This is a genomic window from Sodalis sp. RH14 (assembly GCF_047324285.1).
Taxonomy (GTDB): domain Bacteria; phylum Pseudomonadota; class Gammaproteobacteria; order Enterobacterales; family Enterobacteriaceae; genus Acerihabitans.
Genome location: NZ_CP178739.1, coordinates 525,873 through 546,959 on the forward strand (window position 1 = coordinate 525,873; position 21,087 = coordinate 546,959).

A 21,087-nucleotide genomic window follows, 5' to 3' on the forward strand; every position below is an offset into this window, starting at 1 on the left:
TGACTATAGCGGCCGTCCGCCAGCGCGGACGCCGGGATCGCCGCCGGAGACGTTAGCTGAACAAGACCTGGTTGACGATATTTTCCAGCAGTTCCTGCTGTCCGCTGCGATGCTCCGGCGCCAGGGCGTGCTTGCCGGCGTACTGGGCCAGCTCGGCAAGGGAAAGGTTGCCCTGCAGTATCCGCTGCCCCAAATCGCCGTTCCAGCCCGCGTAGCGCGCCTTCACCATCTGCTCCAGGCGACCGTCTTCGATGAGCTTCGCCGCCACTTTCAGCGCCAGCGCCATGGTATCCATGCCGCCGATATGGCCGTGGAACAGATCGTATTTATCGGTGCTTTGCCGGCGTACCTTGGCATCGAAATTCAGTCCGCCGGTCGTGAAGCCGCCGGCCTTGAGGATTTCATACATCACCAGCGCATTTTCCTCCACGCTGTTGGGGAACTGGTCGGTATCCCAACCGGACTGCGGATCGCCGCGATTGGCATCTACCGAACCAAAGATCCCGAGTGCTATGGCGGTGGCGATTTCATGATGGAACGTATGCCCGGCGAGCGTGGCGTGGTTGGCCTCGACGTTAACCCGGATCTCTTTTTCCAGGCCGAACTGTTTTAAAAAGCCGTACACCGTGGCGACGTCATAGTCGTACTGGTGTTTGGTCGGCTCCTGGGGTTTGGGTTCGATAAGCAGCGCGCCCTGGAAACCGGTTTTGTGTTTATGTTCCACCACCATTTGCATAAAGCGGCCGATCTGCTCGCGTTCCTGGCGTAAATCGGTGTTCAGCAGCGTTTCATAGCCTTCGCGTCCGCCCCACAGCACGTAATTTTCCCCGCCGAGTTTGCGGGTGGCGTCCATGGCGCTGTTGACCTGGGTGGCGGCCCAGGCGAAGATTTCTGGATCCGGACTGGTGGCCGCGCCGGCGCCGTAACGCGGATGGCTAAAGCAATTCGCCGTGCCCCACAGCAGCTTGATGCCGGTCTGCTGCTGCTTTTGCGCCAGCACGTCGGTCAATATGGCGAAGTTATTCAGATAGTCTTTGATGGTGGGACTGTCCGGCAGGATATCAATATCATGGAAACAGTAATAAGGCGCGCCCAGTTTGCTGAAAAATTCAAAGGCCACATCGGTTTTCAGCCGCGCCTGGGCCAGCGCGTCTCCCGCGTGCTGCCAGGGACGGTCGAAAGAACCCACGCCGAACATATCGGTGCCGCCCCAGCAGAAGGTATGCCAGTAACAGACGGCAAAACGCAAATGGTCCTCCATGCGTTTACCCAAAATCTTTTCGTCGGCGTTATAGTGATGAAACGCCAGCGGATTGGTGCTTTGCGTACCTTCAAAACGGATTTTTTCAACTTGATCAAAGAATTGAGACATAATGACTCCTTGGAAACACCAGGTCCGTTCTGAAGCGGACGGGATTTATCAGGCCGGCGGGTAAATATGACGGCACAATAAGCAAATCTGTGCTTGATTCTGGTAATAACGCCCGGCGCGATCAATTACGTTATTTCACATCGCCATTCATGAAATTATTAATTGTGCGCGGGATCACAAGGAATAGGGGATAAAAGCGCTTTTTGGCGGGGAAAATACGGAAGTTAATGTTTGGCCGGCCTTAACCTCACCGGCAAAATAAGGCGCAGCTCACAGAATACGCATTTGAGTAAAATATCATAATGCCGTTGTGAAAATTTGCAATTGCCGCTGCTGATTTCCGACCCTAATACTACATGGGTTAACTCTGTCGCCTCTTGGGCGCCCCTACGCAACATTATTTGTAAAGGTTTGATTCTTATCCGTTGCTCGGCAAGTTCCATTGCTGAATTTGTTCTTATAAAAGTAACATAAGGAATTAAAATGAAACTGAAAACTCTCCTGCTTTCCGCCTGCGCGGCGCTGGTATTGCTAAGCCAGCCGGGCATGGCCAAACAAATCAAGATCGGCATGGCGGTGGACGACCTGCGTCTGGAACGCTGGCAAAAAGACCGCGATATTTTCGTCGCCAAGGCCAAATCACTGGGTGCCGATGTTTTTGTTCAATCCTCCAACGGCAATGAAGAAACGCAAATGTCACAAATAGAGAATATGATCAATCGCGGCGTCGACGTGTTGGTGATTATTCCTTACAACGGACAAGTGTTAAGCAATGTTATTGCCGAAGCGAAACGGGAGGGCATAAAAGTCCTCGCTTATGATCGAATGATAAATAATGCTGATGTGGATTTTTATATTTCCTTTGATAACGAAAAAGTCGGGCAACTGCAGGCGCAAAGCCTGGTTAAGCGGGTGCCGCAAGGTAATTATTTCCTGATGGGCGGCTCGCCGGTGGATAATAACGCCAAAATGTTCCGCGCCGGCCAGATGACGGTGCTTAAACCCTTGATTGACAGCGGTAAGATAAAAATCGTCGGCGACCAATGGGCCGACGGCTGGTTACCTGAAAACGCCCTGAAAATCATGGAGAATGCCCTGACCGCCAATAACAATAAAATTGACGCGGTAGTGGCCTCCAACGATGCCACCGCCGGCGGCGCCATCCAGGCGCTGGCCGCCCAGGGGCTGGCCGGCAAAGTGGCCATCTCGGGCCAGGATGCGGATCTGGCCGGTATTCAGCGGATTAACCAGGGCACCCAGACCATGACGGTGTATAAACCGATCAAGCAGCTGGCCTCCACTGCCGCCGAGATAGCGGTTCAATTGGGCAATGGTGAAAAACCCAAGTCCAACGCCTCCCTTAACAATGGCCTCAAGGACGTCCCCTCCTATTTGCTGACGCCGATCTCGGTGGATAAAAGCAACATAGAGAGCACGGTCATCGCCGATGGTTTCCACAAGAAATCCGATCTGAACTAATCCGCCTGAACGCCGGCTGTCGTCTGTGACGTTAACTGAACCGGGCCGCGCTAAACAGCGGCCCGGTTGCGGAGGTTGATTATCGTGGCATCAAATTTGCTGGAAATGAAAAATATCACCAAGCGGTTCGGCCAGGTCAAGGCGGTGGATAATGTGTCCCTGACCATCGAGGCCGGCCAGGTGCTGTCGCTGTGCGGCGAAAACGGCTCGGGTAAATCGACGCTGATGAAAGTGCTGTCGGCGGTGTATCCGCACGGCACCTTCGAGGGCGAGATCCTGTTCGGCGGCGAACCTCTGGTGGCGCACGGGGTACGCGATACCGAACAAAAGGGCATCGCCATTATTCATCAGGAGCTGGCGCTGGTGAAACAAATGACGGTACTGGAGAATATTTTCCTCGGCACCGAGTGGGCGAAATACGGCGTCATGGATTATGACAATATGTACCTGCGCTGCCAGCGGATGCTGGCGCAGGTCAAACTCAATATCGACCCCGACACGCGGGTCGGCGAACTGGGCCTGGGCCAGCAGCAGCTGGTGGAAATCGCCAAGGCGCTCAACAAGCAGGTCCGCCTGCTGATCCTGGACGAGCCCACCGCGTCGCTCACCGAAAGCGAGACCGCCATCCTGCTCGATATCGTCGACGATTTGCGCAATCACGATATCGCCTGCATTTATATTTCCCATAAACTTAATGAAGTCAAAGCCATATCGGACATGATCTGCGTCATTCGCGACGGCAGGCATATCGCCACGCGTCCGGCCGCGGGCCTGAGCGAAGAGGCGCTGATCACCATGATGGTGGGCCGCGAACTGACGGAGCTTTATCCCCATGAGCCTCACGTGATTGGCGAGGAAATCCTGCGGGTGGAGGGCCTGACAGCCTGGCATCCGGTCAATCAGCATATCCGCCGCGTCAATAATGCCGCCTTCAGCCTGCATAAAGGGGAAATCCTCGGCATCGCCGGGCTGGTGGGATCGGGTCGTACCGAACTGGTGCAATGCCTGTTCGGCAGTTATCCGGGGCGCTGGGAGGGCACGATCCTGCTCCATGGCGCGCCGGTACGTTTCGCCAACTGCCGCCAGGCAATGCGCAGGGGGATAGCCATGGTGCCCGAGGATCGTAAAAAGGACGGCATCGTGCCGGTGATGAGCGTCGGCGCCAATATTACCCTGGCGGCGCTCAACCAATTCACCGGCGGGTTCGGCATGGTGGACGAGGCCGCCGAGCAGGCCGCGGTGCGTGACGCCATCGGGCGGCTGAAGGTGAAAACCGCTTCCCCGGAACTGGCCATCGGCCGGCTTAGCGGCGGCAACCAGCAAAAAGCCATCCTGGCGAAATGTCTGCTGCTAAACCCGGACATCCTGATACTCGACGAGCCGACCCGCGGTATCGATATCGGCGCCAAGCAGGAAATCTACCTGCTGATTAATCAATTGGTGCGCCAGGGCATCGCCGTCATCGTGGTGTCCTCGGAATTACCCGAGGTGCTGGGCATCAGCGATCGGGTGCTGGCGATGCACCAGGGTGTCATTAAAGCCTCACTTATCAACCGCAACCTGACCCAGGAACAGGTCATGGAAGCGGCGCTCAGGAGTGATTCCCATGTCTAAAATTATTCACACCGACGGTGCGGCGATTGCCGGCGGCAGGCGGAAGTCCCTCAACCTGCAGGTGTTCGTCATGCTGGCCGCCATCGTGGTCATCATGCTGTTTTTCACGTTTACCACCGAAGGCTCGTACCTGAGCGCGCGCAATATTTCCAACCTGCTGCGCCAGACCGCCATTACCGGCATTCTCGCGGTCGGCATGGTATTTGTCATCATCTCGGCGGAGATCGATCTGTCGGTCGGCTCCATGATGGGATTGCTGGGCGGGGCGGCGGCGATTTTCGACGTCTGGCTGGGATGGCCGCTGCCGCTGACCATCGCCGTGACCCTGGTGCTCGGGTTGCTGCTCGGCGCCTGGAACGGCTGGTGGGTGGCGTACCGCAAGGTGCCTTCGTTTATTGTCACCCTGGCGGGCATGCTGGCGTTTCGCGGCATTTTAATCGGCGTCACCAACGGGACCACGGTATCGCCCACATCGCCCGCCATGTCGCAGATCGGGCAAAGCTATCTGCCGGGCGGCGCGGGGTTCGGCATCGGGTTTATCAGCCTGGTGCTGTTTATCGCCTGGCAATGGCGCCGGCGCGGCAATCGCCAGCGTCTGGGATTGTCCGTGCCGGCCAAGACCTGGGATATGACGCGCCAGGCTATTACCGCCGTGGTGGTATTGGGCGCCATTTATTTGCTTAACGACTACCGTGGCGTGCCCACGCCGGTGCTGATGCTGGTGGCGCTGATGCTGGCCGGCCTGTTTATGGCGTCCCGCACCGCCTTCGGCCGGCGCGTCTATGCCATCGGCGGCAATATTGACGCCGCCCGGCTTTCCGGCGTGAATGTCGAGCGCACCAAGCTGGCGGTATTCGCCATCAACGGCCTGATGGTGGCGATTGCCGGGCTTATCCTCAGTTCCCGCCTTGGCGCCGGATCGCCGTCGGCGGGCAATATCGCCGAACTGGACGCCATCGCCGCCTGCGTCATCGGCGGCACCAGCCTGGCCGGCGGCGTCGGCAGCGTGGCCGGCGCGGTAATGGGCGCGTTTATCATGGCGTCGCTGGATAACGGCATGAGCATGCTTGACGTGCCCACGTTCTGGCAATATATCGTTAAAGGGGCCATCCTGCTGCTGGCGGTTTGGATGGATACCGCCACCAAAAAACGGGTGTAAGGTCTGTTTCTGCGCCACGGGCCGCCGGCGGGCGGCCCGTTTTTTTATTCATTAACGGTACGCGTTTTTATGGCGTAAAGTTAAACGCAGATTAAATAATATTAAAAAACACACCCAGTAGATTGACGCTTTTATTAATGCCTTCTTAAATCAATAAGAGGATAATCCTGTTTATAAGTATAATGATTTTCAATCAGTTAGCGTGATTAATATATAGTAATTAATAATTAATAGACAAATTAAATAATATATTGCAAGGCATAGTGGTTTTTTACTCCCTCCACCGAGATAATCCGCTGATGATCCTGAGTGAGTTTGTTAACGATATAAAAGCCAATCCTGTTGCCTCCCTGTTGGCGATCGTTATTACCGCCATCGGTTTTGCCACGACCTTCTTAATTCTGCTGCTCTTTATCGACGATGTTAAAATAGACCGGTTTTATCCCGGCGCTGAACGCCTTTACCGCATCGAAACCCTGTTTTGCCCACCCAACGGCGATAAGGTGCGTTCCGCCCAGGCCCCGCTGCCGTTGCTTGACGCGCTGCGCAAACAACCGGGGATTGACCGCGTCGTCTATGCCCTGCGGCTGTTTACTACCGTTCGCAGCGAGGGGCGGTTTGTCCATCGCGTACCGGTGTTCGCGGTCAGCGCAGGCTTCCTGACGCAGCTCAATCCCTACCGCCAAGCCCCCGCCTTGCTTGCGGCGAACGAAATTTATATCACGCCGGCCTTTAACCGCCGGTATCTCGGCCTGGCGTCCCCCGTGGGCAAGACTATCGATCTGGGCGACAAAGGCCGGTTTGTGATCAAGGGCGTGCTTGAACCCCGTTCCGACAGCAGCATCGATATGCCGGCGGTCATTGCCTTCTCACCGGCGGCGATGGCGGGTTATCACGATAAGCGGAGAGACTGGTATCACAGCCACCTGTTTATTTTTATCAGGACCGCCCCGGCCGCGCCGTTTGATAACGCTCTGCTGGATAAACTGGTCGGGCTTCACGCCCCGCCGCTATCCGGGACGCCCATTACTCCCACGGCATTCATTCACCTGCGCGCCAAACCTATCCAGCAGATGCATTATGACGACGGTTATGCCGATGACATGGCCGCGACTATCGCCAAACCCTTGCTGCATGCCCTGTATGCGGCCGCGTTGTTTGTGCTGCTGACCACGGCGGTAAACTATTTTAACGTCAATGCCATCATTAACGCCGCCAAACGGCGCAGCCTGAATATCAAACGCGCGCTGGGCGCGTCGGATAAACAGCTTGCCGCCGAGTCGGTGGCGGTTATCGTGCCGCAGTTTGCCGTCATCTGCGCGCTGGCGCTGTTGATATTGTTCGGGGCGTCCGCCATGTCGCCTTACGTCCTGGCGCTGATATCACATCACAGCGCCGTATTGCTGGCCGCGCTGTTCCTGGCGGTGCTGCTGCTTATCGGCTGCGTGGTGATCGCCGCGCATGTGCTTTATTTCTGCTGTTTTGTTGTATCCGCCGGCGCGGGACGGGCAAATCACCGCCACGAAACCACCGCGGCCTATTACCTCAACCGGCTTACCCTGGTGACGCAACTGCTGATCTCGGGCGTCCTGGTCTACTCCTGGGCCGGTACGGCGGCGCAGAACCGTTACGTCATGCAAGCCGATTTCGGCTATCGCCAAAAGAACCTGCTGACGTTTGAACCCAGCGAACGGCTCCATTCGCTTGAAAGCGTGCGCGCGCTGCAAAACCGCCTCAAAGAGGACGCCGGCAGCGCCAATATCGCCTTGAGCAACTGGCGCCCGTTTGATATGACGCCTACCGCGCTCATTATCCAGCATGCCCGCCAGCAGGCCAAGGATCAGTTCGTGACCGTCAGCGCTCTCGACGTCGACCCTCACTTTACCCGGGTATGGGGCCTTGAAACCCTGGGCGGCGGAGAAAATGCCATTGCCGTAAGCGCCGATCCGGCGGTGCGCCATGTGATTGCCACCCGGGCCTTTATCGGGCTGATGGGGCTGTCTTCCTATGATGAAGCGCTTAACACGACCTTCTACGCCGAGGTGGACGGCGGGAGGCGCCGGCTGCGCGTGCTGCGCGTCGTCGATAACTTTTATCCGGGCGAGCGTACCCGCCAGCCGCCGCCGCTGATGCTGTTCATTAACGATCGGGTGGAAAAGTATGCCGCTATCGGGTTTTCCACCGCGGCGCAACGGGATCGCATCATCTCCGCGCTCAGCGGTTATGGCCTGGCGGACCTGCAGGTGCGCACGGTGGAAGAGCTGCATGCCGAACACTATAAAAACAGCCTGTTGATCCAGGACGTCATCAGGCTGGTGGCTTCTCTTTCCCTGTTCCTGATGCTGGTCAGCGCGATGGTCATCGGGCTGTCGGAGGCCCGGCGGCTCAATCAGACCCTGATGATCATGGCGGCGGTGGGCGGCTCGGTGTCTACCAGCGCGGTCTTTTTCCTGCGGCAAAACATGCTGGCGCTGACGCTGACGTTGTCGCTATCCCTCGGCATCGGGGTTGTGCTCCTGCGGCGCTGGCTGGGCCAATTCGACGTGGTCACCGGTCTGGCCCTTACCTATGCCTTCGCCGCCCTGATGCTCCTGGGCCTGGCGGTGATGGCGGTGATGGTCGCGACCCTGCTGGCCGGCGGCGGCCGGCTGGCGCGCCTGCGGCGAGGGCCACGGCTATGGACGTAAAACTGGATAAAAAGCCCGCCCTGCTTCCGGGCGCCGGATGGATCGCCTGGATCGCCGCCGCGCTGTTGATCCTGCTGTGCGCAGGGCTCTATAAGCTGGCCACCACCGATAATTACCTGCGCCTGCCGTTGGCGAGCGTGGCCTTGCATCCGGTGACGCGCGGGGCCTATACCGACACCCTGGTTACCCGCGCCATCGCCCTCCCCAACGAAAGCGTTATCGTTTCCACGGAGCGCGGAGGGAAGGTGGTCGATATCTATAAAGCCTCTTCCGATTATGTCAAAAAAGGCGAAATTATCGCCCGCCTGTCCAATTATGATTTTGTCCTGCAGGTCACCTCGCGCATCGCCGACGCCACCGAACAGATCAATAATCTGCGCAATATGCGCATGTTATTGGAACGCAACAGCCGCGACACCAAGCTTGAGCTGCAGAAATCCCATTACAACCGGCAGAAGCTGGTCAAGGACATCCGGCGCAATAAAAAGCTGTTTGAAAAAGCCATTATCGAAAAGGCTAAATATGAAGACCTGCTGGATGAGTTAGCGCATTGGGAAAAAACCTGCGCCATTTTGTCCGGACACGATCGGCAGCAGGACCAAATACTGCCGCAGCAGTTCCAGGAAATTGATCGCTCCATCAAACGCCTGGGCAAACTGGTGGATTTGATCAAGGGCGGCCTGGAGCAGCTGATTATCGTCTCGCCCATCGACGGCACCCTCTCATCGCTGGATATCAAAATCGGCCAGCAGATTAAACCCGGCGACAAGGTTACCATGGTCGACAACCTGCATTCCTACTACTTTGAAGCCGATTTCAGTGAATATTACCTGGATAAAATCAAGCCCCAGGCCAATGTCATGGCGCAGGCCGGCGGCATCGAAATCCCCCTGGCCATTGAATCGGTATCCTCGGCGGTGGACAACGGTAAGTTCAAGGCCAGGCTCCGGCCGTCCCAGCCCCAGCAGATTGCCCTGAAGCGCGGGCAATCCATCGATCTGCATGTGTTTCTGAGTACGCAGCAGGACGCGCTGCTCGTCCCTTCCGAAGCGGTGTTTTTCAACGAGGGCCAGGCGCTGGTCTATGTGTTTGATGAAAACGATCGGCGGGCGGTTAAGACGCCGGTGCGGTTAAAGCGGCAGGGCGCGGCACAGGCGGAAATACTCGGCGGGCTTGCCGAAGGGCAACGGGTGGTGACCTTCGCGGATAATGATTACGAAAAATCCAATATCATTGAGTTTGATTGATATGATTACCCTGGAAAGAGGCGGTAAGTTCTACACCACCAAGACCATCAAGACCCTGGCGCTGAACGCGGTAAGCCTTAACGTCGGGGCGGGTGACTTTCTTGCCGTCATGGGGCCGTCCGGTTCAGGCAAATCCACCCTGCTGAACGTGCTGGGAATGTTCGAACCCCTTGATGAAGGCCGTCTGACCCTGGCCGGCGAAAACGTCGCCGCCCTGGGTTATGCGCAGAAAATCGCCTTACGACGGCGGCTTATCGGCTATATATTCCAATCGTTTAACCTGATCCCTTCCATGTCGGTCTATGACAACGTGGTTCTGCCGCTGAAATACCGCGGCGTGGCGAAGGCGGAGCGCCGGCGGCGGGTTGATCAGATCCTGGCGGTATTCGGCCTGACGCATCGCGCCGGGCATTATCCGGCGCAGCTGTCCGGCGGCCAGCAGCAGCGGGTGGCCATTGCCCGCGCCATGGTGTCCCGCCCCGGCCTGATACTGGCGGATGAACCCACCGGCAACCTGGACAGTAAGAACAGCCGCGACGTGCTGGAACAGCTGAAAAACATCAACCGGGAAGGCACGACCGTGGTGATGGTGACGCATTCGCAGGAGGCGTCGAGTTATGCCAACCGGGTGCTGACCATGCGCGACGGGCGTCTTGCATAATGCCGGCGCGGGCATGGCGATAAAAGCCATTGGCATAACGGCATACATTAAAAAGCAAGCTTCAGGGGGTTTAACCGCCGCGGGCATGCCACCCTAATCATCAGTCTGGTCACCACCTGGCCGTAGCGATATGATGAAACCAAAGGGGCTTTGCCATGAAACCAGGTAACACTGCATCCATGATACCCACCGAGCAGGACCCGCGCTGGCAGGCCATCGTCGCGCGCGATAAAGCCGCCGACGGCCGGTTTGTTTATGCCGTCAGGACCACTGGGATATTCTGCTCGCCATCCTGCCCGTCGCGCCTGCCTCTGGCGGCGAATGTGCTGTTTTTCGCCAATGCCGAAGACGCGTTGCGGGCGGGCTTCCGTCCCTGCAAACGCTGCCGCCAGGGCCGGCCTTCGCTAGCGGCGGAACAGGCGGCGAAAATCCAGCTGGCCTGCCGTTATATTGACGGGGCTGAGGGGATGCCGACACTGGCGGAGCTGGCGCAACAGGCCGCCTTAAGCCCGTTCCATTTCCACCGGTTATTTAAGTCCGTTACCGGCCTGACGCCGAAAGCCTATGCCGTGGCCCGGCGTAACCAGCGGGTGCGGCAACGGCTTGCGGGCGACGCCTCGGTGACCGACGCGGTGCTGGAGTCCGGCTTTAACTCCCAGGGCCGTTTTTACGCCGGAGCCGATGCGCTGCTGGGGATGACGCCCACCGCTTACCGGGCGGGAGGGAAGGGCGTTGCTATCGTCTTTGCGGTCGGGCGTTGCTCGCTGGGTGATATCCTGGTCGCCCAGAGCGCGCGCGGCATCTGCGCCATCCTGTTGGGCGACGATGCGCAGCGGCTGGTGGAACAGTTGCAGGATACCTTCCCCCACGCGGCGCTGGCGGGGGACGATGAGGCCTTTGCCCGGCGGATGGCGCTGGTGGTGGGGTTTGTCGATGCGCCGGCCCTTGGCCTGGACCTGCCGCTGGATATTCGCGGCACCGCCTTCCAGCAGCGCGTCTGGCAGGCCCTGCGGGATATCCCGCCCGGGCGCACGGCCAGCTACCTGGAGGTGGCGAAACGCATCGGTTCGCCCGCCGCGGTGCGCGCCGTGGCGGGCGCCTGCGCCGCCAATATGCTGGCGGTGGCCATACCCTGCCATCGGGTGGTGCGCAGCGACGGGGCGTTATCCGGCTATCGCTGGGGGGTGGACCGCAAACGGCTGCTACTGGATAAGGAGGCCAAAGGCTAAGCGGCGTGACGCCACGATCGGCGGCCATATAATACCCGCGATGAGCCAGCCGGGTCATCGCGATGCGGCCCGATGATGCCGGTATCCACCGCCGGCGGCGGCGGACGCCAACGACTTAGCGACGCGAGGAATGTCGCTACCGGTACCGGCGGCGAGGCGTGTTTCCGCTTATTTTGTCTTACCCGGCAGCGCCAGGATACCCCAGGTGATAATCCCCCCCGCCAGTCCCCAAAAGGCGCTGCCGATGCCGAAAAAACCGACGCCGGACGCGGTCAGTAAAAAGGTGACGATAGCGGCATCCCGGTGCGTCTCTTCCAGCAGGGCGCGATGCAGGCTGCCGGCAATGGTGCTCAGCAGCGCCAGCCCGGCGATGGTATGGATAAGCGCCGCGGGCAGGGCGCCGAACACCATGCCGATGGAGCCGCCGAACAGCCCGGCCAGCAGATAGGCCGCGCCCGCGGCGGCGGCGGCCATATACCGGCGCGCGGGGTCGGGATGGGCCTCCGGGCTCATGCAAATGGCGGCGGTAATCGCGGCGATGCATATGGAAAACCCGCCCAAGGGCGCCAGGATCAGCGACGCCAGCCCCGTCCAGGCGATCAGCGGCGAGGTCGGCACGCGATAGCCGGCGGCTTTCAGGGTGGCGATGCCCGGCGCGTTTTGCGAGGCCATGGTCACCAGAAAAAACGGCATGCCGACGCCCATCAGCGCGGAGAGGGTAAAATGCGGCATGATAAAATGCGGGGCGGCGAAGGTCAGCGGCTTACCGGCGAAGGCAATCTGGCCCTGCAGGCCGGCAACGGCCAGGCCGACGCCAAGCGCCGCCACGACGGCATAGCGCGGCGCCAGGCGCCGCGTCAGGAAAAAGGCCAGGCACATGCCCGCCGCCAGCACAAAATGACTTTGCAGCGCGATAAACGCATCCAGTCCGAAACGCAGCAAAATTCCCGCCAGCATCGCCGCCGAAATCGCTTGCGGAATATGCTGCATCAGCCGGGCGAACAGCCCGGTCACGCCACACAGTAAAATCAGTGCGCAGGCAAAGATAAAGACGCCGACGGCCTCGTTAATCGAGTAGCCCGGCAGGCTGGTGACCAGCAGCGCCGCGCCGGGCGTCGACCAGGCGGTGAGGATCGGCGCGCGGTAATACAGCGACAGGCCCAGCGAGGTTATGCCCATTCCCAGGCCCAGCATCGTCAGCCAGCCGCCGATTTGCTCAACGCTGGCCCCCGTGGCCTGGAGCGCCTGAAACACAATGGCCGCCGAGCTGGCATAGCCCACCAGTACGGCGATAAAACCGGCGATGACGGCGGAAAACGAGAGGTCGCGTAATGCGGAGCGAGGCGCCATGCTGATCATATCCTATTGCCGTGCAATGTTATAAATCACCGGGGCCATAGCGCCCCTGTTTCTGGTTGTGTTTTGCAATGTCGCCTTAAAACTTAACATTGTGCGCGACAACACTCAATCGCGAGCGACATACCGGGGAACGGCGAACGTGAAAACGCCGCTGGGAATGTAAAGCTACCGGTAGCATTTAGGTTATTTAATCAAGGTTTAGCCAGGATTGGCTATAATTCCACGATTATTATGAAATAGTCAGATTATGTGCTTATTTTTTGATAATGGCCATTAAATATATATAGTTGAACCGTTTGATTTATTTAAGGATGCTAATATATGAATGTGAATTTCCAATATGAGTCTTTTCAACTCAGTAACGTCATCATCATAAAAAACAATTCAGGTAACTCTGTCAACCTTACAGGCGAGGAAATAAAAAGTGTAATCGAAACGGGTTGCGAAAAAATAAATTTGCATAACTGTTTTACTCGCGCGGGTAATAACGACATTTATATCAAAAGCCAAAGCGGTGCTATATCCATCTCTGAAGGAGATATCCACTGTAATGTTCAATCTCAATCAGGAAAAATCAGCTGTGAACATGTTATTCTGTCTAACGTCGAAACCGACTCTGGAAAAATTAATTTAAAAAATGTCGAAAAGGCCGGATTTATAAAATCAATGTCAGGCAAGGTTACGCTTAATAACTCCATTGCGGACAGTGTGACTACCGCCAGTGGTAATTTGTCACTTGAAAACAAAAGCCATGTAAAAGGTGATGTCATTACTGCAGGCGTTTTTTCAATAAAAGACTCTGTCATAGATAAAACGTTGGAAATATGCTCGAATAATGTCACTATCGGTGCTAACTCAATCGTTAATGAAGTCTATATGAAAAAGTCTAATATAGAAGAAAATTTTATTAACTCTAATTACCAAAAAATCATTAGTATTAATGGAGTCAACTCTGGCAATATAAATATCATTGTTAGTGGCGTTAACTTCCCCCCCGGAAACTTAAACCTTGTTGGGGTAAATAATATTAGGTTCAGCACACAAAATCACGATTTTACCAGCGGACGCATAACTCAACCACAAGAAAATAGCATAACGATAGAAAATGACGCAGTGGTGAAATCATTGAGGTTTGACGGGGATGAATGCACCGTTATATTGAAAGGCAGCGCCCGTTTCGAAGGCGACCGCAATGTACCGGGGCTTACAGTCAAAAACGCATAACCCGCTTTGGCATCCGGTGCTGTTGACGGTAAAACGGCCTCATCGCGCGGCCGTTAACGGTATAACTCCCTCTCCGGTGATTGCAGATTCCGCCTGCTTCGCCAGTCGCCCAGCGTCAGGCTGGCCAGGCGCGCCACGCCCCGGTAGAACGGATGCTCCGTGCCTTGTTCCAGCAATGCCAGGTAGCGTCCCGACCAGGGCAATATATGCTGCGCCAGCAGGGCGTCCAGCACGCTTTCATTATTTTCCGCCAGCCAGGCGGCCAGCATCAGCAGCAGGCCGATATGGTCCTCCGGCTCGCCGTCCTGCTGCCGGGAGGCGATGCCTTCCTGCGCCAGCCAGCGGCGCAGCGCCACGGTGGATTCCCCAAACAGCACGCTTTCCTTATCGAGATAGACCGATCCCCAGGGCGGGGCGGGCAGGGCATAGGGGCCGATAAACAGATTTTGAAAGGTCTCCTCCAAAGCGTCATGCCAAGGCGCGGCCAGGCCCTGGCGAATCAGCGCCGCCGCGTCTTCGACGCCGCTCTCGACAGGCCATTCCCGCTCCCAGCCCGGGGCCGCCAGCGCTTTCAGCAGGCCGGCGTTGGGCGCCGACAGGGGCGGATAATACAGCAAGGCCCCCAGCGTGCGCCCGGTCAGGGCCATATTCACATCATTCATATCATCGCCCCTAACCGGCAATCGCCATGCCCACGGTCATATGCAGGCCGTAAAATACCGCCCGGCCGATCAGTTCGCCGCCGAGCACCAGCACCAGGCCCAGCGTAAGTCCCGCCAGCGGCGGCGTGTTGCCGCGCGCCACCGGCCACAGCCAGCAGGCGAGGCCCAGCGCCAGCAGCAGCACCCGTCCGGCCATCAGCAGGCCATAGTCGGGGATAAGCGCCGAGGCCTGCTGCACCGAACTGTGGATCGCGGCCAGCCCGGCGGCCTGCATCATCACCGCCGCCACGCTTATCATCACCGCGATAACGCTTATCCAGGGCAGGTAGCGCCAGCCCGGCCCGCGGATGCCCGCGGCCTGCAGCAGCAGGTAGCCCAGCAGCGGGCCGCCGATAAACACCGTCAGCACAAAGCCGAGCGGGGTATAGATATTATCCCAGGTGGGCACGGTATCAATCATATAGACCCGGCCCATGGCATAAAGAAATACCAGGCCCGACAGCGCGGTAATCACCAGCCAGATCTTGTTAAGCGCCCGGGGCATGTGGTTAAACACCGCCATCAGCCAGTAGATGCCGCCGAGGGCGAAAAACAGCGAACCGGTGGCGATTTCATTGCTCAGCGGCGAGGCGCCCAGGCGGTTAAGCGCGTTCATGGCGCGCATCGGCGAGCCCAGGTGCATCATCGAGGCGATAAATCCCAGCCCCATCAGCAGCCACAGGAAAAACATGGCCAGATGCACCCGCCGCGCCTGCTGCACCGTCAGGTTGCCGGCCAGCAGCACCATGGCCATCACCAGATAACCGCCGATTACGCTCTGGCCCGCCACGGTAAAAAACATCAGCGGCCATTCATGCCATCCGTTACCCATATCACACCTCCTTTGGATTGGCGAGAAAGCCGGTGGTGTCGCCCTGCGGGCGGCAATTGGCATTGGCTTTGATCACCAGGTTGGGCATGGTGAAATGCGCCGCCGGCAGCGGCGCCACGTCGGCCAGGTCGCCATACTTGTCGCGCAGTTCGCCGATAGGCGCCAAATCCAGCGCGCGCAGCGGGCAGGATTCCACGCAGACAGGTTTTTGTCCCACCGCCACGCGCTCATGGCAGCCGTCGCATTTGGTCATATGCCCCTTGGCCTCGTTAAACTGCGGCGCGCCGTAGGGACAGGCCATATGACAATAGCGGCAGCCGATACAAATGTCCTCGTTGACTACCACAAAGCCGTCTTCGCCTTTGTGCATGGCGCCGCTCGGGCACACTTTGACGCAGGCGGGATCCTCGCAATGATTACAGGCGATGGACAGGTAATAAGCGAACACATCCTGGCGATAGCCGGCGCCGTCCGCCTGCCAGGTGCCGCCGGCATACTCATAGATGCGGCGGAAACTGACATCCGGCCCCAGGTTCTTGTAATCCTTGCAGGCCAGCTCGCAGGTCTTGCAGCCGGTGCAGCGACTCGAATCAATATAAAAACCGTATTGCGTGCTCATTCACTACACCTTTTCGATCTGTATCAGGTTGGTATGCTGCGGATTGCCCTTGGCCAGCGGCGATGGACGCTGCGTGGTCAGGGTATTGATGCAGCCGCCGTGATCGATTTTATCCCCGGCCATATCGGCCTGATGCCAGGCGCCCTGGCTGACGGCCGTCACGCCGGGCAGGATGCGCGGCGTTACCTTGGCGTCGATCCTGATCTCGCCCCGGTCGTTAAAGACCCGCACCTTATCGCCGTTGCGAATGCCCCGGCTTTCGGCGTCGATAGGATTGATCCACACCTCCTGCGGACAGGCGGCCCGCAGCACGTCGATATTGCCGTAGCTGGAGTGGGTGCGCGCCTTATAGTGGAAACCGGCCATCTGCAGCGGAAAACGCGCGCGCAGCGGATCGTCCCAGCCCTCGAAGGTGGGGACATACCGGGGCAGCGGACTGATGCTTTCATCCGCCTGCAGTTGCCAGGTGGCGGCCAGCTGCGCCAATGCCGCCGAATAGATTTCAATTTTGCCGGAAGGGGTTTTCAGCGGATTGGCCGCCGGGTCCGCGCGGAATTTACGGTAGGCGACAAAGTGGCCGTCGGGATCCTGGCGTTTATAGATGCCTTGGGCTTTTAACTGCTCATAGGACGGCAGTTGCGGGTCCTTGGCCAGCATCTTGGCATATAAAAATTGCAGCCATTCGGACTGGGTGCGCCCTTCGGTAAATTTTTGCGCCACATCCGCGCCGAGGCGCCGCGCGATATCGCTGGTGATCTGGTAAATCGAGCGGCGCTCGAATTTTGCCGAGGTGGCGGGCTGGCCGAAAATCAGATACCCCATATTGGCGGCGTAATCGTTGGGGACGATATCCTCCTGTTCGGTGGTCATCAGGTCCGGCAACAGGATGTCGGCGTATTTCGCCGATGAGGTCATAAAGTTTTCAATCACCACGATCATTTCGCAATCGCGCTCGTTTTTCAGGACTTCATGGGTGCGATTGATATCCGAATGCTGGTTGACCAGGGTATTGCCGGCATAGTTCCAGATAAATTTAATCGGCACGTCGAGCCGGTCCTTGCCTTTTATGCCGTCTTTTAACGCCGTCATTTCCTTGCCGCGTGAGATGGCGTCGGTCCATAAAAATACCGGGATCTGGGTTTTCACCGGATTGGTCAATACCGGCAGCCGTTCGATGGTAATGGTGTAGGTGGACTCGCGGGCGCCGCTGTTGCCGCCGTTAATGCCCACGTTGCCGGTGAGGATCGGCAGCATGGCGATGGCGCGCGCGGTCTGCTCGCCGTTGGCCTGGCGCTGCGGCCCCCAGCCCTGGCAAATATAAGCCGGTTTGGTCGCGCCGATTTCACGCGCCAGCTTGATGATCCGATCGCGGGGGATACTGGTGATCCTCTCCGCCCACTCCGGCGTCTTGGCGATGCCGTCGTCGCCCTGGCCGAGGATATAGGCTTTGTAGTGGCCGTTGGCCGGCGCGCCGGCCGGCAGGGTTTTTTCGTCGTAACCGACGCAGTAGGTATCCAGAAACGCCTGATCCACCAGATTTTCACTGATCAATACCCAGGCGATCGCCGACACCAGCGCCGCGTCGGTGCCGGGGCGAATGGGGATCCATTCATCCTCGCGCCCGGCGGCGGTATCGGTATAGCGCGGATCGATAACGATCATGCGCGCGTTGGAGCGCTCGCGCGCCTGCTCAAGATGGTAGGTAATGCCGGCGCCGCTCATGCGGGTTTCCGCCGGGTTGTTGCCGAACATCACCACCAGTTTGGTATTAACGATATCCGAGGTGCTGTTGCCCTCGTTGCTGCCGTAGGTGTAGGGCATGGCGGCATTGATCTGGGCGGTGCTATAGGTACCGTACTGATTGAGGTAGCCGCCGTAGCAGTTCATCAGGCGGGTGATAAGCGAGCCCGACGGTGACGAGCGGGCGAAATTGGCGCCGGTGGCGCCGGAGGAATAATTGATATACACCGCTTCGTTGCCGTAATCCTTGACGATACGCTTGAGATTATCGGCGATGGCGTCCAGCGCTTCATCCCAGCTGATGCGCTGGAATTTGCCTTCGCCGCGTTCGCCCACGCGCTTCATCGGATATTTCAGCCGTTCCGGATGGTTCATCCGCCGGCGCATGGAGCGGCCGCGCAGGCAGGCGCGCACCTGATGATCGCCGTATTCATCCTGGCCGGTGTTATCGGTTTCCACCCAATACACCTCGTCGTCGCGCACATGCAGCCTGAGCGCGCAGCGGCTGCCGCAATTAACCGAACACATGCTCCAGACCACCTTATCGGCCGTTCCCGCGGTCGTTGCCGGGGTAACGGCCGCCCGGGCGAACAGGAAAGGGAGCTGCAGCGCGCTGCTGGCCAACAGCAATCCCCCGGTCGCCACGCCGCCTTTCACCAGGCTGCGCCGGCTGATGGCGGCTTCGCCAAGCAGGGTTAATGTCTTGTTCTTCATCTCTCACCCGTCACATTGCACACACAAAGCGTTGCAGCCCGCAATCCTATAAAGCCTGATAGTTACTGGGGTTACAATTCATGGGAGCATAATGCGCGAAAAACAGGCGGAAAAACTTGTTCCCGAACAAAGTCGCATAACAAAAAGGGTTTTTAAGAACCAAAAGTATGAGTTACGTCTCGTTTTATCATACAAATATGCGGCGCCAGGCCGGCGCATGGGCGCCAGCCACGCGTGATCTTAAATCCAATGATTATCAGCCGTTTGTCGCCGCCGTGGTTTTTCCAGCTTCACATGTTCCCCCGGTCGCATCTATACTGTATGTAAATACAGTATATGGAGTGGCCGTTATGAAGATTTATCCCGCGGCGTTGGGCATCGGCGTACCGCTGCCGTTTTTTGGCGATAAAGTCGCTGCGGGGTTCCCCAGCCCGGCGCAGGATTATGTTGAACATCGCCTGGATATCAACGCCATCTGCGTGCGCCATCCGGCCAGCACCTATTTTGTCCGCGCCACGGGTGAATCGATGATTGAGGGCAATATCCGTGAAGGGGATATCCTGGTGGTGGACAGCGCCCTTAAACCCGACCACGGCAATATTGTTATCGCCTCCGTCGACGGCGGCTTTACCGTGAAACGCCTGCAGCTTCATCCCCGCGCGCGGCTGATGCCGATGAATCCCGCCTTCGCGCCCATTCCCATTACCGAAGACAGCCAGGTGGAAATCTTCGGCGTGGTGACGTTTATCATCTACGCGGCGCTGTAGCCATGTACGCGCTGGTGGATATCAATTCGTTCTACGCTTCGTGTGAAACCGTATTCCGGCCGGAATTGCGCGGGCGCCCGGTGGTGGTGCTGAGCAACAACGACGGCTGCGTTATCGCCCGTTCCGCCGCCGCCAAACGCCTTGGCGTTGCTATGGCCGCGCCCTATTTCAAGATTCGCCGGCTGCTTGAACAACATGGCGTGGCGGTGTTTTCCAGCAACTATGCCCTGTATGCCGATATGTCGCATCGGGTGATGACCCTGCTGGAGGACATGGCGCCGGCGGTTGAGATCTACAGTATCGACGAGGCCTTTCTCAATCTCACCGGCGTCGGCCATTGCAGGGCGCTGGAACAGTTTGGCCGCGAGGTACAGCAAACCCTGTTGCAGTGCACGCATCTGCATTCGGGGGTGGGTATTGCGCCCAGTAAAACGCTGGCAAAGCTTGCCAACCACGCCGCCAAGCAGTGGAGCAAAACCGGCGGCGTGGTGGATCTGTCCTCGCCGCTGCGCCAGCGTAAGCTGATGGCGCTGATGCCGGTGGAGGAGGTGTGGGGCATAGGACGCCGGCTGGGCAAAACGCTGCGGGCGATGGGGATCGGCACGGCGCTGCAACTGGCGGATTCCCATCCGGCGTTTATCCGTAATAATTTCAGCGTGGTGCTGGAGCGCACGGTGCGTGAGCTGCGCGGCGAACCCTGCCTGGAGGTGGAGGAAATGCCGGCGGTGAAGCAGCAGATTATCTGCAGCCGCAGCTTCAGTTCCCGTATCACCCGTTACCAGGATATGCGCGAGGCGGTATGCAGTTATGCCGCGCGCGCGGCGGAAAAACTGCGCGGGGAAAACCAGTTTTGCCGGCAGGTCGCGGTCTTTGTGCGCACCAGTCCGCACGCGGCCGGCGAAATCTATTACGCCAACCAGGCCACCGGCCGCATTCCCGTCCCGACCAACGATTCCCGGGATATCATCGCCCAGGCGACGGCCTGCCTGGATAGCCTGTGGCTGGACGATCGGCGTTATCTGAAGGCCGGCGTCGTGCTGGGCGATTTTTATGACCGGGGCGTGGCGCAGCTCGGCCTGTTCGACCGGTATAAGCCGCACGTTAACGCCGAGGCGCTGATGGCGACCCTGGATAAGGTCAACCGCTCGGGCCGGGGGCAAATCTGGTTTGCCGGCCAGGGCATCCGCCGGGACTGGCAAATGAAACGCGACATGTTGTCGCCGGCCTATACCTCCCGGCTAAGCGATCTGCCCCGCGCGGCGCTCTAGGCCGGCGCCGGCCTGTAAATCCTCCTGGTGCGCGTCGACCCACGCGGCCAGGGACTGTAGCGGCGCCTTCAGCGTCTTACCCAGGGCGGTGACCTGATATTCAACCCGGGGCGGGATTTCGGCGAACGCGGTACGCCGCACCAGGCCCTTGGTTTCAAACGCGCGCAGCTGACGCGTCAGCTCCTTTTGCGTGATGGGGTAGACCCCGCGCTGCAGTTCGCCAAAACGCACCGGGGCGTCGATAACGATCAGCCGGTAGAGGATGGGAATGGCCCATTTGCCGGCCACCAGCTCGACAAAGGTAAGCATCGGGCAGGGCGTTATCGCCGGCGGCGGTAATATTTTTTTCGGTTGCGCAATCGTTCGGGTCGTCATTTCATCCCACTCGCCTCTTTAGTATCCTATTGGTACCTAC

Annotated in this window: 17 protein-coding genes; 10 read left to right on the forward strand and 7 right to left on the reverse strand. The window is 58.4% G+C overall.

Annotated features, from left to right (window positions below; all coding sequences use genetic code 11):
• Positions 1-52: 52 nt before the first annotated feature.
• The gene (gene xylA, locus ACL2XQ_RS02250) at positions 53-1,372 is read right to left on the reverse strand and encodes a xylose isomerase (RefSeq protein ID WP_413722030.1); all 1,320 of its coding nucleotides are present in this window, start codon (positions 1,370-1,372) and stop codon (positions 53-55) included.
• A gap of 483 nt (positions 1,373-1,855) precedes the next feature.
• On the opposite strand from xylA, the gene xylF reads away from it, so the two are divergent.
• From xylF to ada, 7 genes are all read left to right on the forward strand, one after another.
• Positions 1,856-2,851: a D-xylose ABC transporter substrate-binding protein gene (gene xylF / locus ACL2XQ_RS02255; protein WP_413722031.1), complete on the forward strand. Its 996-nt coding sequence runs from the start codon at positions 1,856-1,858 to the stop codon at positions 2,849-2,851.
• 105 nt (positions 2,852-2,956) lie between these two features.
• The gene (locus ACL2XQ_RS02260) at positions 2,957-4,465 is read left to right on the forward strand and encodes a xylose ABC transporter ATP-binding protein (RefSeq protein ID WP_413723540.1); all 1,509 of its coding nucleotides are present in this window, start codon (positions 2,957-2,959) and stop codon (positions 4,463-4,465) included.
• Positions 4,458-5,624 (forward strand): xylose ABC transporter permease XylH, encoded by a 1,167-nt coding sequence (xylH, locus tag ACL2XQ_RS02265; RefSeq protein ID WP_413722032.1) that lies wholly within the window; start codon positions 4,458-4,460, stop codon positions 5,622-5,624. Before ACL2XQ_RS02260 ends, xylH begins: the two co-directional genes overlap by 8 nt.
• Before the next feature lie 299 nt (positions 5,625-5,923).
• Positions 5,924-8,311 (forward strand): darobactin export ABC transporter permease subunit, encoded by a 2,388-nt coding sequence (darB, locus tag ACL2XQ_RS02270; RefSeq protein ID WP_413731349.1) that lies wholly within the window; start codon positions 5,924-5,926, stop codon positions 8,309-8,311.
• Positions 8,302-9,558 (forward strand): darobactin export ABC transporter periplasmic adaptor subunit, encoded by a 1,257-nt coding sequence (gene darC / locus ACL2XQ_RS02275; protein ID WP_413731347.1) that lies wholly within the window; start codon positions 8,302-8,304, stop codon positions 9,556-9,558. Before darB ends, darC begins: the two co-directional genes overlap by 10 nt.
• A 1-nt stretch (position 9,559) precedes the next feature.
• Positions 9,560-10,219, forward strand: a complete 660-nt coding sequence (darD, locus tag ACL2XQ_RS02280) for a darobactin export ABC transporter ATP-binding protein (RefSeq protein ID WP_410012269.1) — start codon at positions 9,560-9,562, stop codon at positions 10,217-10,219.
• Positions 10,220-10,374: 155 nt separating this feature from the next.
• A complete protein-coding gene (ada, locus tag ACL2XQ_RS02285) occupies positions 10,375-11,448 on the forward strand; it encodes a bifunctional DNA-binding transcriptional regulator/O6-methylguanine-DNA methyltransferase Ada (RefSeq protein WP_413722034.1) in 1,074 nt (357 codons plus the stop codon).
• A 168-nt stretch (positions 11,449-11,616) separates the two neighbouring features.
• Here ada and ACL2XQ_RS02290 read toward each other — a convergent pair whose 3' ends face one another.
• Positions 11,617-12,798 carry a benzoate/H(+) symporter BenE family transporter gene (locus tag ACL2XQ_RS02290; protein ID WP_410012267.1) on the reverse strand — a complete coding sequence of 394 codons (1,182 nt, stop codon included), beginning with the start codon at positions 12,796-12,798 and terminating at the stop codon, positions 11,617-11,619.
• 330 nt (positions 12,799-13,128) lie between these two features.
• On the opposite strand from ACL2XQ_RS02290, the gene ACL2XQ_RS02295 reads away from it, so the two are divergent.
• Entirely contained in the window at positions 13,129-14,031 is a 903-nt protein-coding gene (locus ACL2XQ_RS02295; protein ID WP_410012266.1) for a hypothetical protein, read from the forward strand.
• A gap of 53 nt (positions 14,032-14,084) precedes the next feature.
• On the opposite strand, the gene dmsD is transcribed toward ACL2XQ_RS02295, so the two are convergent.
• The 4 genes from dmsD to ACL2XQ_RS02315 are packed head-to-tail and all read right to left on the reverse strand — an operon-like array spanning position 14,085 to position 18,637.
• The gene (dmsD, locus tag ACL2XQ_RS02300) at positions 14,085-14,693 is read right to left on the reverse strand and encodes a Tat proofreading chaperone DmsD (protein ID WP_410012265.1); all 609 of its coding nucleotides are present in this window, start codon (positions 14,691-14,693) and stop codon (positions 14,085-14,087) included.
• Between the two features lie 10 nt (positions 14,694-14,703).
• The gene (locus ACL2XQ_RS02305; protein WP_410012264.1) at positions 14,704-15,564 is read right to left on the reverse strand and encodes a DmsC/YnfH family molybdoenzyme membrane anchor subunit; all 861 of its coding nucleotides are present in this window, start codon (positions 15,562-15,564) and stop codon (positions 14,704-14,706) included.
• Between the two features lies 1 nt (position 15,565).
• Positions 15,566-16,183: a DMSO/selenate family reductase complex B subunit gene (locus tag ACL2XQ_RS02310; protein WP_410012263.1), complete on the reverse strand. Its 618-nt coding sequence runs from the start codon at positions 16,181-16,183 to the stop codon at positions 15,566-15,568.
• A 3-nt stretch (positions 16,184-16,186) separates the two neighbouring features.
• Complete coding sequence (locus ACL2XQ_RS02315; protein ID WP_410012262.1) at positions 16,187-18,637, reverse strand: DmsA/YnfE/YnfF family dimethyl sulfoxide reductase; 2,451 nt, start codon at positions 18,635-18,637, stop codon at positions 16,187-16,189.
• A 350-nt stretch (positions 18,638-18,987) separates the two neighbouring features.
• On the opposite strand from ACL2XQ_RS02315, the gene umuD reads away from it, so the two are divergent.
• Both umuD and umuC read left to right on the forward strand, forming a co-directional pair.
• On the forward strand, positions 18,988-19,404 hold the full coding sequence (gene umuD / locus ACL2XQ_RS02320; RefSeq protein ID WP_410012261.1) for a translesion error-prone DNA polymerase V autoproteolytic subunit: 417 nt from the start codon (positions 18,988-18,990) through the stop codon (positions 19,402-19,404).
• A 2-nt stretch (positions 19,405-19,406) separates the two neighbouring features.
• Positions 19,407-20,672, forward strand: coding sequence for a translesion error-prone DNA polymerase V subunit UmuC (gene umuC, locus ACL2XQ_RS02325; protein ID WP_410012260.1), 1,266 nt, complete (start codon positions 19,407-19,409; stop codon positions 20,670-20,672).
• Here umuC and ACL2XQ_RS02330 read toward each other — a convergent pair.
• A complete protein-coding gene (locus ACL2XQ_RS02330; RefSeq protein WP_410012259.1) occupies positions 20,643-21,047 on the reverse strand; it encodes a winged helix-turn-helix transcriptional regulator in 405 nt (134 codons plus the stop codon). The two genes, umuC and ACL2XQ_RS02330, sit on opposite strands and share 30 nt — an antisense overlap.
• Positions 21,048-21,087: the final 40 nt, after the last annotated feature.

What these genes read in the sequence shown, in the direction of transcription:
- xylA (WP_413722030.1), bottom strand. Translation starts at nt 1,372, where the DNA reads ATGTCTCAATTCTTTGATCAAGTTGAAAAAATCCGTTTTGAAGGTACG.
- xylF (WP_413722031.1), top strand. Translation starts at nt 1,856, where the DNA reads ATGAAACTGAAAACTCTCCTGCTTTCCGCCTGCGCGGCGCTGGTATTG.
- ACL2XQ_RS02260 (WP_413723540.1), top strand. Translation starts at nt 2,957, where the DNA reads ATGAAAAATATCACCAAGCGGTTCGGCCAGGTCAAGGCGGTGGATAAT.
- xylH (WP_413722032.1), top strand. Translation starts at nt 4,458, where the DNA reads ATGTCTAAAATTATTCACACCGACGGTGCGGCGATTGCCGGCGGCAGG.
- darB (WP_413731349.1), top strand. Translation starts at nt 5,924, where the DNA reads ATGATCCTGAGTGAGTTTGTTAACGATATAAAAGCCAATCCTGTTGCC.
- darC (WP_413731347.1), top strand. Translation starts at nt 8,302, where the DNA reads ATGGACGTAAAACTGGATAAAAAGCCCGCCCTGCTTCCGGGCGCCGGA.
- darD (WP_410012269.1), top strand. Translation starts at nt 9,560, where the DNA reads ATGATTACCCTGGAAAGAGGCGGTAAGTTCTACACCACCAAGACCATC.
- ada (WP_413722034.1), top strand. Translation starts at nt 10,375, where the DNA reads ATGAAACCAGGTAACACTGCATCCATGATACCCACCGAGCAGGACCCG.
- ACL2XQ_RS02290 (WP_410012267.1), bottom strand. Translation starts at nt 12,798, where the DNA reads ATGGCGCCTCGCTCCGCATTACGCGACCTCTCGTTTTCCGCCGTCATC.
- ACL2XQ_RS02295 (WP_410012266.1), top strand. Translation starts at nt 13,129, where the DNA reads ATGAATGTGAATTTCCAATATGAGTCTTTTCAACTCAGTAACGTCATC.
- dmsD (WP_410012265.1), bottom strand. Translation starts at nt 14,693, where the DNA reads ATGAATGATGTGAATATGGCCCTGACCGGGCGCACGCTGGGGGCCTTG.
- ACL2XQ_RS02305 (WP_410012264.1), bottom strand. Translation starts at nt 15,564, where the DNA reads ATGGGTAACGGATGGCATGAATGGCCGCTGATGTTTTTTACCGTGGCG.
- ACL2XQ_RS02310 (WP_410012263.1), bottom strand. Translation starts at nt 16,183, where the DNA reads ATGAGCACGCAATACGGTTTTTATATTGATTCGAGTCGCTGCACCGGC.
- ACL2XQ_RS02315 (WP_410012262.1), bottom strand. Translation starts at nt 18,637, where the DNA reads ATGAAGAACAAGACATTAACCCTGCTTGGCGAAGCCGCCATCAGCCGG.
- umuD (WP_410012261.1), top strand. Translation starts at nt 18,988, where the DNA reads ATGAAGATTTATCCCGCGGCGTTGGGCATCGGCGTACCGCTGCCGTTT.
- umuC (WP_410012260.1), top strand. Translation starts at nt 19,407, where the DNA reads ATGTACGCGCTGGTGGATATCAATTCGTTCTACGCTTCGTGTGAAACC.
- ACL2XQ_RS02330 (WP_410012259.1), bottom strand. Translation starts at nt 21,047, where the DNA reads ATGACGACCCGAACGATTGCGCAACCGAAAAAAATATTACCGCCGCCG.